The sequence below is a fragment of the Pseudomonas sp. LBUM920 genome, from assembly GCF_003852315.1.
Classification (GTDB): Bacteria; Pseudomonadota; Gammaproteobacteria; order Pseudomonadales; family Pseudomonadaceae; genus Aquipseudomonas.
In genome coordinates this window covers 636,080-649,981 of the sequence record NZ_CP027762.1, presented here as the reverse complement: position 1 = coordinate 649,981, position 13,902 = coordinate 636,080, and the positions used below count along the sequence as shown (strand labels likewise).

General features: G+C 60.8%; 14 protein-coding genes. 7 read left to right on the top strand and 7 right to left on the bottom strand.

The annotated features are described in order from the left end of the window. Window positions 1–109: 109 nt before the first annotated feature. On the bottom strand, window positions 110–2,176 hold the full coding sequence (locus tag C4J83_RS02820; RefSeq protein WP_124416299.1) for an AsmA family protein: 2,067 nt from the start codon (window positions 2,174–2,176) through the stop codon (window positions 110–112). A gap of 368 nt (window positions 2,177–2,544) precedes the next feature. Here C4J83_RS02820 and C4J83_RS02815 point away from each other — a divergent pair, with 368 nt between their 5' ends. Both C4J83_RS02815 and C4J83_RS02810 read left to right on the top strand, forming a co-directional pair. Then, window positions 2,545–2,916: a hypothetical protein gene (locus tag C4J83_RS02815; protein WP_119737868.1), complete on the top strand. Its 372-nt coding sequence runs from the start codon at window positions 2,545–2,547 to the stop codon at window positions 2,914–2,916. A gap of 151 nt (window positions 2,917–3,067) precedes the next feature. Then, the gene (locus tag C4J83_RS02810) at window positions 3,068–3,700 is read left to right on the top strand and encodes a TetR family transcriptional regulator (RefSeq protein WP_053254084.1); all 633 of its coding nucleotides are present in this window, start codon (window positions 3,068–3,070) and stop codon (window positions 3,698–3,700) included. Between the two features lie 5 nt (window positions 3,701–3,705). Here C4J83_RS02810 and C4J83_RS02805 read toward each other — a convergent pair whose 3' ends face one another. Continuing rightward, a complete protein-coding gene (locus C4J83_RS02805; protein WP_124416298.1) occupies window positions 3,706–4,176 on the bottom strand; it encodes a C40 family peptidase in 471 nt (156 codons plus the stop codon). Between the two features lie 339 nt (window positions 4,177–4,515). Here C4J83_RS02805 and ureE point away from each other — a divergent pair, with 339 nt between their 5' ends. The 5 genes from ureE (at window position 4,516) to C4J83_RS02780 (ending at window position 8,228) form a co-directional block, all read left to right on the top strand. Next, on the top strand, window positions 4,516–5,016 hold the full coding sequence (gene ureE, locus C4J83_RS02800; RefSeq protein WP_119737872.1) for an urease accessory protein UreE: 501 nt from the start codon (window positions 4,516–4,518) through the stop codon (window positions 5,014–5,016). Further along, window positions 5,013–5,687: an urease accessory protein UreF gene (locus tag C4J83_RS02795; RefSeq protein ID WP_124416297.1), complete on the top strand. Its 675-nt coding sequence runs from the start codon at window positions 5,013–5,015 to the stop codon at window positions 5,685–5,687. The genes ureE and C4J83_RS02795 overlap by 4 nt, the downstream gene beginning before the upstream one ends. A 26-nt stretch (window positions 5,688–5,713) precedes the next feature. Next, window positions 5,714–6,328, top strand: coding sequence for an urease accessory protein UreG (ureG, locus tag C4J83_RS02790; RefSeq protein ID WP_017849719.1), 615 nt, complete (start codon window positions 5,714–5,716; stop codon window positions 6,326–6,328). Between the two features lie 24 nt (window positions 6,329–6,352). After that, window positions 6,353–6,925, top strand: coding sequence for a HupE/UreJ family protein (locus tag C4J83_RS02785; RefSeq protein WP_119737876.1), 573 nt, complete (start codon window positions 6,353–6,355; stop codon window positions 6,923–6,925). Between the two features lie 181 nt (window positions 6,926–7,106). Beyond that, window positions 7,107–8,228 carry an AGE family epimerase/isomerase gene (locus tag C4J83_RS02780; protein WP_119737878.1) on the top strand — a complete coding sequence of 374 codons (1,122 nt, stop codon included), beginning with the start codon at window positions 7,107–7,109 and terminating at the stop codon, window positions 8,226–8,228. A 120-nt stretch (window positions 8,229–8,348) separates the two neighbouring features. Here the strand turns inward: C4J83_RS02780 and C4J83_RS02775 are convergent, their stop codons facing one another. From C4J83_RS02775 to livM, 5 genes are all read right to left on the bottom strand, one after another. Next, window positions 8,349–9,254, bottom strand: coding sequence for a cation diffusion facilitator family transporter (locus C4J83_RS02775; RefSeq protein ID WP_106577649.1), 906 nt, complete (start codon window positions 9,252–9,254; stop codon window positions 8,349–8,351). Window positions 9,255–9,450: 196 nt separating this feature from the next. Next, on the bottom strand, window positions 9,451–10,215 hold the full coding sequence (locus C4J83_RS02770) for an SDR family oxidoreductase (RefSeq protein ID WP_064450434.1): 765 nt from the start codon (window positions 10,213–10,215) through the stop codon (window positions 9,451–9,453). A gap of 822 nt (window positions 10,216–11,037) precedes the next feature. Next, window positions 11,038–11,754, bottom strand: coding sequence for an ABC transporter ATP-binding protein (locus C4J83_RS02760; protein WP_069786861.1), 717 nt, complete (start codon window positions 11,752–11,754; stop codon window positions 11,038–11,040). After that, complete coding sequence (locus C4J83_RS02755; RefSeq protein ID WP_119737880.1) at window positions 11,751–12,626, bottom strand: ABC transporter ATP-binding protein; 876 nt, start codon at window positions 12,624–12,626, stop codon at window positions 11,751–11,753. Before C4J83_RS02755 ends, C4J83_RS02760 begins: the two co-directional genes overlap by 4 nt. Next, window positions 12,623–13,900: a high-affinity branched-chain amino acid ABC transporter permease LivM gene (livM, locus tag C4J83_RS02750; RefSeq protein ID WP_106577647.1), complete on the bottom strand. Its 1,278-nt coding sequence runs from the start codon at window positions 13,898–13,900 to the stop codon at window positions 12,623–12,625. The genes C4J83_RS02755 and livM overlap by 4 nt, the downstream gene beginning before the upstream one ends. Window positions 13,901–13,902: the final 2 nt, after the last annotated feature.

The following is a 13,902-nucleotide window of genomic DNA, read 5'->3' as shown; positions in this document are numbered from 1 at the left end:
TGGGAGCGGGCTTGCCCGCGAAAGCGGTGGGCCAGCCAATAAAGATATCGACTGATCCACCGCTATCGCAGGCAAGCTAGCTCCCACATTTGGCTTTGGGTTTCGTCAGTTACTTCACGGTTTTCGGTGCTTTGCCTTCCTTCATCTGCTGCAGCAACGGTGCGCACTGGTTCGGCTCATCGCCGCTCGGTGCTACCAATGCCAGCAACCCGGCGGCTGGGCCGGCGATGACGCCCAGCGCGACCATGCCGGCGCCGCGCAGGGCCAGAGGAATGGCTTTCACGCCCGCATTAGGCTTGATAAACGGACCGTTGACGTACAGCGGCGAACGCAGGGAGAACAGCCGAAAGCCCTTGGACTCCGGCGTGATGGTGAGGTCCAGCTGTTCGGTCGCCATGTTCGCCGTGCCGTCGATGTAGATGATCGCGTTCTCGGTATCGAACACAAACAAGCGTGTCGTGGCCAGGCCGGTCTTGATACCGAAGTCTGCCGCCGCGCAGTTGATCTTCACTTCCTTGTCGCCAAACAAGCGGCCCACCACGTAGTTGCCTACGTTGAGCCCGGCAATTTCCATCAGCCCACGGCTGATCGCGCCATCGTTGATGAGCATTTTCAGGTCGCCGTTGGACGTGCCCAGCAGCGCCGCCACGGAATTGCCGCGCCCGGAAATGTCCGCGTCGCCGTTGAGTTCACCGAAGCTGGTTTTCATTGGCTCGAAGGTTGGGAACAGCTGCTTGAGCTTGAAGTTACGCGCCGTGAGTTTGGCGCGACCTTCCATCGGCACGGTGCGGCTGTTCAAGCGAATCTGCGCATCCAGCTTGCCGCCGGCGACGCCGAAACGCAGCGGTTCCAGGCTGAGTTCGCCGTCATTGAGCACCAAGTGGGTGTAGAGGTCGGTGAACGGTAATTCGGCGCTGTGCACGATGCGCTTGCCGGTGAACTCTACGTCGGCGTCCATCTCGCGCCAGCGCTCGGTGCGGAACTCTTCCACCGGCAGCACTTTGGTCGCCGGTTGCTTGCTTTCACCACCGCGGGCTTTTTGCTTGGCGTTGGAGTCGGCGCCGATCAAGGGCGCAAGGTCCGCCATCAGCAGTTGGTTGGAAACCAGCGCGCCACTGAGTTTGGGCCGTGGCTGGCTGGCGACGTAAGCCAGGTTGCCATGGATGTCGCTGTCGCCGATCTTGCCGTTGAAGTTCTCGTAGCGGAATGACGCGCCGCTGGTTTCATGCAGTTTGGCGATCAGGTGGCCGTCAGTGGAATAGGCCGGCGAGTCTGGCAGCGTCACGCCGGTCAGTGGGTACAGATTGCCCAGGCTGCTGCCGGCGAGTTTCAGGCGCAGGTCCAGGGCGCCAAGGTTCAGCGGGTCGGTCAGGGTGCCGGCCAGCGCGATGCTGGTGTCGGCGATTTTCACCTGGGCTTGCAGCGGGAACGGCTTGGCCGCGTCCTGCAAGGCGAGCAGGCCGCCGATCTTGCCCGTGCCCTCGAGTTTCTGGCCGTGGTACTGGCCTTTGACCTTGAGGCCAAACGCGTAGTCCTGAGGCGCCGAACCTTTTTCCAGGGCCTTCTTGGCATCGGCGTCGCCGACGATCTCGCCGAAGGGAATTGGTTTACCCAGCGGGTCAATGATGACGTCCAACTGACTCTTGAGCGTCTGGTCGTCCAGGGTCACGTGGCCCTTGTCGAAGCCGATGGCACCGATGTCCACCACCCAGCTGGACGGCTCGGCGTTGGGGTCTTTGGGATCGAACTTGAAGGTCCAGTTGGCGCGACCGTCGGCCAGGCGCTGCAGGTCGGCACTCGGCTCGGTGAGGTCGATACGTGGAATCACGACACGCTGCGCCAGCAGCGCCAGCGGTGAAATGCGCAGTTCCACACGTTTGAGCGTGACCATCTGCGGTTTTTTCGACCAGTCCGGGTTACCCAGCGTCAGGTCTTCGGCAATCACGTGCGGCCACGGCACCCAGGCACGCCAGCCGCCTTCGTCAGGCTCACGCGCCCACACCACCGCCAGGTTGCCATTGATGGCAAAGGGGCGATGCAGTTCTTCGGAGACCTTGGCATTGATCGGCGGTTTTATGCGGTTCCAGTCAAAGAACACCAGCACCAAGACCACCACGGCGATTAACAGAACGAAGCTGGCGCAGCTCCAAGCGACGATTTTACGAGTGCGCGTCATTGCACAGGACTCCTGGTTACGACTGAGGGTGCGCGTTGCCACGCACCTTTTGACTACAGCTTATAAGGCTACGACTGACAAATGGCGTGGGGGTTTAGCCCAAGTACGAATTCCGAGCAAAAAAAGCGATTCCTCCTACAGCTCGAATCGACCAAACCATCAACAATGCACCGGTGTTACCCATGAACGGGTCGAAAATACCCACCATGGTGCAAAACCGCGGGCTTGAGAGGCGCGTTCTAGAGCCTCTGATGGGAACAATCAATTCTGTTGATTATTACCATTGTGTTTATGAACTTTTATATCGACTTATCGAGAGTAGCATTAACCCTGTACCCACTTTATCGCCCTCCTAAGGAGCAACCCTCATGAAACGCCAAATACTCGCTACTGTTCTGCTGTCTGTTCTGGCTTCCAGCGCCTTTGCCCTGCCAGCCGCTGAACAAGCCACCCCACAGAACAAAGCTCAAGCCGTTCAATCCAGCCAAACCCTGGCTCGCAGCGGTTCGCAAGAAGACGAAAACCGTGACTACGCCAAAGGCGCCGTTGCAGAAAATGGTTCGGAACACGCCAACAAACGTGCTTACACCGAAGGTGTTGCTGAAGGTGGCCGTGATCGCCTGGAACAGAAAGGTCTGGTAGAAGGCGGTGCTGAACAAGCCAACAAACGCGCCTACACCGATGGCGTTGCCGAAGGCGGTGCTGATCGTCTGCAAGAACTGCATCAAGCACAGAGCTAAGCCCGTGGTGGCCGAGAAAAAAGCCCGATCAGCCGATCGGGCTTTTGCTTTTTGACAGACCGCCTCACGCCTCACTCCCGCCAAGTTCGACGCCGACGAAGCTGTTTTGCTAGAGTGCGTCGCTGTACTTGCCGACAAAGTCCGCCCGCCGATGCTGCCCCGCGCTGAACAGAAGCAACAGACCCGCCTCGCTTTGATGGACGCAGCCCGCCATCTGATGGAGTGTGGCCGCGGGTTCGGCAGCCTGAGCCTGCGCGAAGTGGCCAAGACCGCTGGCATTGTGCCGACCGGCTTCTATCGCCATTTTGACGACATGGATCAGCTGGGCCTGGTGCTGGTAAGTGAAGTCGGCCAAACCTTCCGCGCCACAATTCGCCTGGTACGCCACAACGAGTTCGTGATGGGCGGCATCATTGATGCATCCGTGCGGATTTTTCTGGATGTGGTGTCGGCCAACCGATCGCAATTTTTGTTCCTGGCCCGCGAGCAATACGGCGGCTGCCTGGCCGTGCGCCAAGCCATCGGCGCCTTGCGCGAAGACATCACCAGTGACCTGGCGGCTGACCTCACGCTGATGCCCAAGCTCCAGCACCTGGATGCCGAAGGCCTGCACGTGATGGCCGACCTGATCGTCAAAAGTGTATTCGCCACCCTGCCCGACATTATCGACCCGCCGGCCCAGGCCCTGCCTGCCCACCTCACGCCCCAGGCGAAAATCACACAGCAATTGCGCTTTATCTTCATCGGCCTCAAGCATTGGCAAGGCCTGGGCAGCACCGAGTAAGCCGATCAGCCCGCCGCGTGAAAGCGTTTGGCGGTGGTGTAGTGCTTTTTCCAATAGCGGCTGCTCAACGAATCGATGCGCACGCGTTTGCCGGTGCTGGGCGAATGGATAAATTTGCCTTTGCCCACATACAGGCCGACATGGCTGACCTGCCCACTGCCATTGCCTTTGAAAAACACCGCATCGCCCGGCTTGAGCGCGGCTCTCTGAACCGTCGCGGCGCTTGATCGGTGCATCTGCGTTGTAGTGCGCGGCAGGCGGATGTTGGCTTCGGTCTTGAACAGGTAGACCAGCAGGCCGCTGCAATCGAACCCTTGGCCGACGCTGTTGCCGCTGCCGTTATAGGGTGTGCCGAGCAACGCATGGGCGCGGTCGACAACACGCGTGATCGGCGCGCCAGGCAGCGCATTGGCCGCAACCGACCCCGCGGCGCACCACAGACTGAAAATGACCAGACACGTAAAGCCTTTGAACATGATCGACGCCGCGGTGAATTAAGGACGGCGGATATCCTAATGAAACAGCCCGTAGGTGCTTGAACGCCCTATCCGGCGTTCGTGTAGGTCAATTCCTGGAAAATTCCAGCACGAATCAGATGAAAGAAATTTCATGCAGCGCGCTACGGATCTCAACGCAAAACGCCCACATCCGGTGCTATAAATCCTGTCACGCACCAATTAGAAGCACTATCAGAATCGACTGACGCCCTATTCGGTGGCACGCCGGTGCTTGCCTACAAGGATTTCCCACGCGCGTGCGTGATTGGCAAGCCCCTTGCTCTAGCACTCTTATCGCTCATAGCTGGAAGCCTCCTGATGCTGGTGATCCACCGCCGAATCGCGCCTCAAACCCTTTGGGCCGCTGAGCTGCTGCTGAATTTCGAAGCACGCAGCAAAAGCCGGCTGCGCTGTTTCAGTGCTGACGGCGAAGACGTCGGCCTGTTTCTGGAGCGCGGTCAGCCGCCGTTGCATGATGGCGAGTTCCTACAGGCTGAAGACGGACGCGTCGTACGCGTCGTCGCGCGCCCTGAACAACTGCTGCACGTCACCTGCAGCAGTGCGTTTGAATTGACCCGCGCCGCCTACCACCTCGGCAACCGCCACGTCGCCCTGCAAGTGGGCGATGGCTGGCTACGCCTGCTGGATGACTACGTGCTCAAGGCCATGCTCGAACAGCTCGGTGCGCAGACCGAAACCCTCGAAGCGCCGTTCCAACCGGAACACGGCGCCTACGGCGGCGGCCATCATCATTCGCGCCATGGCGACGAAGACTTCAACTACCCGCCCAAGCTGCACCAGTTCGGCGTACGTCCATGAACCCAGCCTGGGCGCTGTTGCGTCTGGCCAGTCCGCAATTGCCGATTGGTGGCTACAGCTATTCCCAAGGCCTGGAAATGGCCGTGGAAAATGGCCGCGTCAATGATGCCGCCAGCGCCCGTCGCTGGATCAGCGACCAGTTGCTGCTCAACCTGGCGCGCTTCGAAGCGCCCTTGCTGCTCGCCCATTGCCGCGCGGCGGCGGACCAGGACTGGCCGCGCCTGACACAGTTATGCGAAGAACACCGCGCCAGCCGCGAAACCCGCGAGCTGTACCAGGAGAGCCGGCAAATGGGCTACTCCCTGCAGCAACTGCTCAGTGGTTTGCCGGAACTGGACGCCGCCGCGCGCGCATTTGTGGACAGCTGCGCCGAACCGCACCTGGCCCTGGGCTGGGCGCTGGCGGCCCGCGCGTGGCAGATCAGCCCGGATGACGCCCTCGCCGCCTGGCTATGGAGCTGGCTGGAAAACCAGCTTGCCGTGCTGATGAAAACCTTGCCGTTGGGCCAGCAAGCCGCCCAGCGCCTGACCAGTGAGCTGCTGCCATTGCTGCAGCAAGCCCAACACGACGCCAGCCGCCTGGACCCCGACTCTTTTGGCAGCGCCGCCTTCGGCCTGTCCCTGGCGTGCATGGCCCATGAGCGCCAGTACAGCCGCCTGTTCCGTTCCTAAGCCCTTTTACTTCTGTGGAGAAGCACATGAACACACAACCCTTGCGTGTCGGCATCGGCGGCCCGGTGGGCTCCGGCAAGACGGCCCTGACCCTTGCGCTCTGCCTTGCGCTGCGCGATCGCTACAACCTGGCCGTGGTGACCAACGACATCTACACCCGCGAAGACGCCGACTTCCTGGTGCGCAACCAGGCCCTGGCGCCGGAGCGCATCATCGGCGTGGAAACCGGCGGCTGCCCGCACACCGCGATTCGTGAAGATGCCTCGATCAACCTCGAAGCAGTGGACCAGCTCAATCGCCGCTTCCCCGGCCTGGACCTGATTCTGGTGGAGTCCGGCGGCGACAACCTGTCGGCCACCTTCAGCCCTGAACTGTCAGACCTGACTATCTACGTGATCGATGTGTCGGCCGGCGACAAGCTGCCGCGCAAGGGCGGGCCCGGTATTTGCAAATCCGACCTGCTGGTCATCAACAAGATCGACCTGGCGCCGCTGGTGGGCGCCTCGCTGGAATTGATGAACAGCGACACTCAGCGGATGCGCAACGGCAAGCCCTTCGTGTTCAGCAACCAGAAAACCGGCGTCGGCCTGGATGAAATCGTCGCCTTTATCGAACGTCAGGGCTTGCTGACCGCAGCCTGACATCACCCTAAAAGGAGCCTGTTCATGGGTCTCAACAAACTTCTCGCGACCGCAGCCTTGCTGCTCACCCCGGCCCTCGCCTTCGCTCACCCCGGGCATGGTGATAACGGGCTGGTAGCCGGCATCAGCCACCCACTGGGCGGCATCGATCACTTACTGGCCATGGTCGCCGTCGGCCTCTGGGCGGCGCAGCAAAAAGGCAACGCACGCTGGGCGCTGCCTTGCGCCTTTGTCGGCACCATGCTGATTGGCGGCCTGCTGGGCTTTGAAGGCCTGGAACTGCCGGCACTGGAAAGCGGGATCGCGGCCTCGGTGCTGGCGCTGGGCCTGGCCGTGGCGCTGGCGGTGCGGCCGCCACTGTTCGTCGCGGTGGCTGCCACGGCGTTGTTTGCACTGTTCCATGGCGTGGCGCATGGCTTGGAGCTGCCGGACATGTCCAGCCCTTGGGCGTATGCGGCCGGTTTCGTCGGCGCGACGGCGGTGTTGCACGCGGCCGGGTATGCGGTGGTGCGTTTTCTGCCGGCGGCGGCTGCGCCGTTGGTGCGGGTGGCCGGGGCGGCTTCGGCGGCGACGGGGGTTTGGTTGCTGGCGGGCTGATGTGCGGCGCTGCTGAAGGCCTCTTCGCGAGCAAGCCCGCTCCCACATTTAACCGCGTCCTGGCGTTGGAAAGCGGTCGAATGTGGGAGCGGGCTTGCTCGCGAAAGTGGTCTCAAAACCACCAGCCATCCCAAGCCTGCTACCATGCGCGCCTACACCCCTGCCGTGACGACGCCAGCCGATGCCCACCGCTCCAAGTTCCGCCTCCCAGCCTTCGTTGAATGCCGTGCTCACGCACTTCCATGACCTGATCGTGCCGCTGTGGCAGGGCCCGGGCTGGAATGCCGAGCTGGCGTTGCCCTATGAGGCGCTGGACGCCCATCACCAGCCTTTGCCCCCGCAACGCTACCGGGCCATGGCCTGCGCGCGGCAGCTGTACCTGTTCGCCAGCCTGATCGGTGAGCCCCAGTCGGCGTTTGCCGAAGCGCGCGCGGCGGCGCTGTTTCGCTCCCTGCAACGGCACTTTCACGACGCCGAGCACGGCGGCTGGTTCTACAGCATCGACGCGCACGGCAAGCCGCTGGATAAGCGCAAAGACCTCTACACCCACGCCTTTATCATCTTCGCCTGTGCCCACTACTGGGCCAAAGTGCGTGAACCGTTGGTGGAATCGGTGCTCGATGCGGCGCTGGCCGTGGTCGCCGACCGTTTCGCCACAGGCGACGGCCTGTACGAAGCAGTATTGGAACGCAACTGGTCATCCCTCAAGTCCGGCCCGCTGCAAAACCCGCTGATGCACTTGGCCGAAGGCTTTCTCGCCACCCTGGCCGTGCGTGAAGACGCCGTCACCCAAGATGCACTGCTGGACCTTGCCACGGCCATGCAGAAGCGCTTCATCGACCGCCAGCACGGCGTGATGATGGAAAAACCACTGGGCGCTGTGGATAACTGGTTTGAGCCGGGCCACCAGTTCGAATGGTTCTTTTTGCTGGCGTCTTCAGACGTGCTTCGCGGCACCGCGCTGCATGCCTCGTTGACGCGGGCGTTTGCCTACGCCGAGCTCAAGGGTGTGGATAAATCGAGCGGCGCGGTCAGCGGCATGCTCGCCCTGGACGGCACGGTGCGCGATGGCACTCAACGGATCTGGGCCCAGGCTGAATACCTGCGCGCGCTGACCTTGCGGCCTGCCAGCGAGGCGGTGCTGCAACGCCAATTGCTGGCGCTGCAACAGCACTTTTTGCATGACAAAGGCTGGCATGAATGCCTGGATGCCAAGGGCGCCGTGAGCCGACGGGACATGCCGTCGACCACGCCGTATCACTTGGCGACCTGCTATCAGGGTTTGATCCAGTATCTAGGCTGACTTTAAGGGCCTCTTCGCGAGCAAGCCCGCTCCCACATTCGGCCGCATTCCAAGGGCTGGCCGCGGTCAAGTGTGGGAGCGGGCTTGCTCGCGAATGCCTCACCTCGGTCTATCTGCCTGTTAGGCAATCCACTTGCGATCCCCGGTAAAGCTGATCGTCAGCCACCGCGCCGCATCCGGCGTGCCCAGCGCTGTGGATATCTCTTCGCGCAGCGCGTCGAGGGTCGCGACATTGTCCACCGGGTAATCCGCCGGCAGCACCACATGAATCTCGATAAACCGCGCCCGCCCGTGTTTTTGCACGTAGGACTCGTAGTCATCGAAACCATGCTTGGCTAGCGCCGCATCCATCACTTCGCGCACCTTGTCGTCCAAGTGATCGGGGGCAATCCCCAGCACTTCGCGCAAGGCCGGGCGCAAGATCTTGAACGCCGGCGCCAGCATGCTCAGGGCCAACAGGATCAAGATCAGCGGGTCGACATACACCGCCCACTCGTCATACCCCTGAGACTTGAGCAACAGCGCGGCGAGAAAGCTGATCAGCAAGCCCACCGAAAGCATCGCGTCCACCAGCCAACTGATGTTGTCGAACTGGATCAGCGAAGATTTCAGCTTGCGATTGCGGTAGCGCACGTAGAAGAAGTAGGCGAATTCGACGACGGTAAACACCGCCGCATAGACAATCACCAGGCCCAACTCGATCTCGCGCCCGCCATTGATAATGCCGAACACGCCGTTGAGAAACGCGTAGATGGCAATCAGCAGCAAAAAGCTGCCTTCAATCAGCAATACCATCGGCTCCAGGTGCCAATAGCCAAACTGGAAACGCTCGTTGCTTTTTTTGGCGATCAGCTTGGCCGTGATCAGCATCAACACCTTGATGGCGGTGGCGATCAGCGAGAAAAAGCCGTCGAACAGAATGGATTGGGCGCCAGATATCACACCCGTGACAATCCCGGCGATCGCTACCGCGAACATCAGGATCGTCGATTGTTTGAGCAGTGCCTGCTCACCTCGGTTGCTCACATTTCCTCCCGTCAAAACCTTTAAACCGCACAGTGCGGAGGGGTTTTCAGGGGTGGAGTGTACCTTATGTCGTGTTTTGGCCGATTTGACGCCATCGGGGGCAAGCCCCCTCCCACACTCAACCGAGTTTCAACTTTGAAATGCGGTCAATGTGGGAGGGGGCTTGCCCCCGATGGCAGCGACTCGGTCTTAAGCCTTACTTGGCCCCACGCTCAATCGCAAACCCAGCCCAAGTCTGGCTAACCGGCATCAATTCCAACCGGTTGATATTCACGTGCGCCGGCGTGTTCAGCACCCAGAAGATGGTGTCGGCAATGTCCTGCGGCTGGATCGGCTCAGCACCGGCGTAGGTCGCGTCGTAACGCGCCTGGTCGCCGCCGAAGCGCACCAGCGAGAATTCACTCTCGCACAGGCCTGGTTCGATGTTGGTCACGCGCACGCCGGTGCCTTGCAGGTCGCAACGCAGGTTCAGCGAGAACTGCTTCACGAACGCCTTGGAGCCGCCATACACGTGGCTGCCCGGGTACGGGTAGCTGCCGGCGATGGAACCCAGGTTGATGATCCCGGCGCCACGGCCGTGAGCGATCAGGCGTGGCAGCAGCAGGCTGGTGGTGGTCAGCAGGCCTTTGATGTTGGTGTCGACCATGGTTTCCCAATCGTCGAGGCTGCACTTGGGCGCAGGGTCAGTGCCCACGGCCAGGCCGGCGTTGTTGATCAGCCCGCGCAGCTTGGCGAACGATGGCGGCAGGTTGGCGATGGCGTCTTCCATGCCCTTGCGGTCACGAACGTCCACGACCAGCCCGTGCACTTCGGTTTGCTTGGAAAGCTCTTCGACCAGTGCATTCAAACGGTCGGCACGACGGCCGGTGAGCACCAGTTTCCAACCGGCGTCGGCAAAGCGGCGGGCGCAGGCTTCGCCGAAACCTGAGGTTGCGCCAGTAATAAACAGCGTGTCGGACATGGTGTTCTCCTTGCGGGCATCTGGGAAAAAGTTGCCAGCAGAATGCCCTTACGCCGCGATTGCGGCAACCGCTGTGCACACACCTTCATGCCATGCTGGTCAATTTTTAACCATCGCGAGCGAGGCCTTATAGACCGTGGCCTGCAGCCATATGCGCGCAGGTTATCCACAACTGCGCCCACAGTCTTTGGGGGCAAGTACAAAAAGCCAAAAGCCGCTGTGTACAAGGCCTGCAGGCAGTTTTAGAAAGTTTTTTGCTTGACCTTGGACGGGCCGTATGTAGGCCCGGTTAACAACGGCAAACTCGAACGATGGCTCCAGGCCAGTCATTCCGGCCTCTGCGGCCGTCTTTCCAGAGTTTAGTCACAGACTTATCCACAGGCCAAGACGACATAAATCGGTCATATACCTGTGTCTTTAAACAGGTTGACAAAGCGCTCGACAGGTCCCGAAAAAACCGCTGATCAATAAACAACCACCGCCCTGCAAGCCACGGTTTTAAAGGCGTCCAGCCAGCTACTCCCACGTTACCCACAGCCGGTTCCACAGCGGATGGGGACAAGTCAAAACTGTGACAAAACAGGGATTTGCGGCGGCTATATGTCGCGCTTTGGAGGGTGGCTGGATTTGTTTTCCACAATTTGGCGGGGAGCCTGTGGACACCCCAAAAACAAATGTGGGAACCGGCTTTATGTGGGAGCCGGGCTTGCCCGCGATAGCATCACCTCGGTTTGCCTGACAGACCGAAGTGTTCGCATCGCAGGCAAGCCAGCTCCCACATAAAGCTGGTTCCCACAGGGGTTATTGCATCAAGCCTTCAGATCAGTGCCCGCCCAAGTAGGCATTACGCACTTCCTCGTTCACCAGCAGCTCCTTCCCAGTGCCGGTCAGGCGAATCTCACCGTTGACCATCACATACGCCCGGTCCGACAAGCGCAACGCATGGTTGGCGTTCTGCTCCACCAGGAAGATGGTCATCCCGGTCGCCGCCAGTTCACGCAAGGTCGCAAAGATCTGCTTCACCACAATCGGCGCCAGGCCCAGGCTCGGCTCGTCGAGCAGCAACAGCTTGGGCCGGCTCATCAGCGCGCGGGCGATGGCGAGCATTTGCTGCTCGCCACCAGACATGGTCATGGCGCGCTGGGTGCGCCGCTCCTTGAGCCGCGGGAACAACTCGAACATGCGCTGCATGTCTTCCTGCGCGTACTTGTCGCCGATCGGGATGGTGCCCATCAGCAGGTTTTCCTCGACGGTCATGTCGGGGAACACCCGCCGCCCTTCGGGCGACTGCGCAATGCCGTTGGAGGCGATGTAGTGGGACGACTTATGGGTAATGTCGACGCCGTTGTAGAGGATCTGCCCGGACTCGGCGCGCGGTTGGCCGAAAATCGACATCAGCAGCGTGGATTTACCCGCGCCGTTGGAGCCGATCAGGCTGACGGTTTCGCCTTCGTTGATGTGCAGCGAGACTTTTTTCAGGGCCTGGATCGGGCCGTAAAACACGTCCAGGTCCTTCATTTCGAGGATAGGTGCACTCATACCAGCTCCTCTTCGTCGGCGCCCAGGTAGGCGGCAATCACTTTCGGGTCGTTGCGGATCGCTTCCGGGCCGCCCTCGGCGATCACGTTGCCGTGGTCGAGCACCACAATGTGGTCGGAAATACTCATCACCATGCCCATGTCGTGTTCGATCAGCACCACCGTGAGGTCGTGTTCGTCGCGCAGCAGGCGAATCATCGCGCTGAGCGCTTCGGTTTCCTGTGGGTTAAGGCCGGCTGCCGGTTCGTCCAGGCAGATAATCTGCGGCCGGGTGCACATGGCACGGGCGATTTCCAGGCGGCGCTGCTGGCCGTAGGAAAGCTCGCCGGCCAGGCGGTTGGCGCAGTCCACCAGGTCGACCACCTCCAGCCAGTAGAAGGCGTGGTCGAGCGCATCGCTCTCGGCCTTGCGGTAGCCCTTGGTGTTAAGGATACCGGCGAGCATGTTGCGGTTGACCCACATGTGCTGGGCCACCAGCAGGTTCTCCAGCACCGACATTTCCTTGAACAGGCGAATGTTCTGGAAGGTGCGCGCCAGCCCGGCACGGTTGACCAGGTGAGTGCCGCCAAACATCTTGTAGTAAACGCGGCTGAAAAAGCTTTTCGGCGACACAAAGTCGGTGACCTTGAAGCGCTCGCCCAACAACTGGATCACGTTGGTCTGCTTGCCGCGGATGTTGAGTTGAATCTTGCCGCCACTGGCCTTGTAGAAACCGGTCAGGCAGTTGAACACCGTGGTCTTGCCGGCGCCGTTGGGGCCGATCAGGGCGAAGATCGAGTTGCGTTCGACCTTGAGGCTTACATCGCTCAAGGCCTTGATGCCACCGAAGTGCATCATCAAATGTTCCACGGACAGGACGACTTCCTTGCTCATGGCGCCACTCCTTTACGTGGGGTCACACCGGTACGGCTGATGCGAATCAGGCCGCGTGGCCGCCAGATCATCATCACCACCATCAACACGCCAAACAGCAGCACGCGGTACTCCGAGAAGCTGCGCAGCAACTCCGGCGCGACGGTCAATACAAACGCCGCAATCACCACGCCGACCGTCGAGCCCATGCCGCCCAACACCACGATGGCCAGGATCAGAGCCGATTCGAAGAAGGTGAACGACGACGGGTTGACGAAGCCTTGATAGCTGGCAAAAAACACCCCGGCCAAACCAGCAGTCGATGCGCCGATGGTGAACGCCGAGAGCTTGACCAACACGTGGTTCAGGCCCATGGAACGGCAGGCGATTTCATCTTCGCGCAAGGCTTCCCAGGCGCGGCCGACCGGCATGCGGGTCAGGCGATGCTTGATATACAGCACAGCCAGCACCACCAGGAACAGCACGATGTAGATGAACATGAACTTGATATTGGGGTTGTAATCGATGCCGAAGAACTCATGGAACGGTATTCCACCGTCCTTCGCCTTGCGCCCGAACTCAAGGCCCAGGAAGGTCGGCGAAGGCACCGGCATGCCGTTCGGGCCGCCGGTAAACGACAGCCAGTTGTTCAGCACCAGGCGGATGATTTCACCGAAGCCCAAGGTCACGATGGCCAGATAGTCACCGTGCATTCGCAGTACCGGGAAGCCGAGTATGCAGCCCGCTAACGCGGCGGCAATGGCCGCCAGTGGCAGCACGCTCCAAAAGCCCAGGCCCAGGTATTGATAACCCAGCGCCAGGCCGTAGGCACCAATGGCGTAGAACGCCACGTAACCCAGGTCGAGCAGACCGGCCAGGCCCACCACGATGTTCAGGCCCAGGCCGAGCAACACGTAGATCAGCCCGAGAATGACCACGGTCAGCAGGTACTTGTTGGCGAAGATCGGGAACACGATGGCGATCACGATCAGCGCCGGGATGATCCAGCGCAGGCGTGATTTGTAGTCGGGCGGCAACACGTGCACGCCGGAGCCACTGCTCTCGAAACCCTGCAGAATCTTCAGGCCCTTGGGGGTTTGCAGGAACAGGCTGAGGGCAAAACGGCCAGCCATCACAATGGCGACCAGGATCGCCACGCGCGCCGGTTCCAGGTTGAAGCTGTAGCCGTCGAGCACCACGCCGACAATCGGACCGAAAACGATCAACGAAATCAGCCCGGCGAGGACCGTATCGACCACACTTTTCTTGATATCGATAGATTTGGCAGCAGACATGT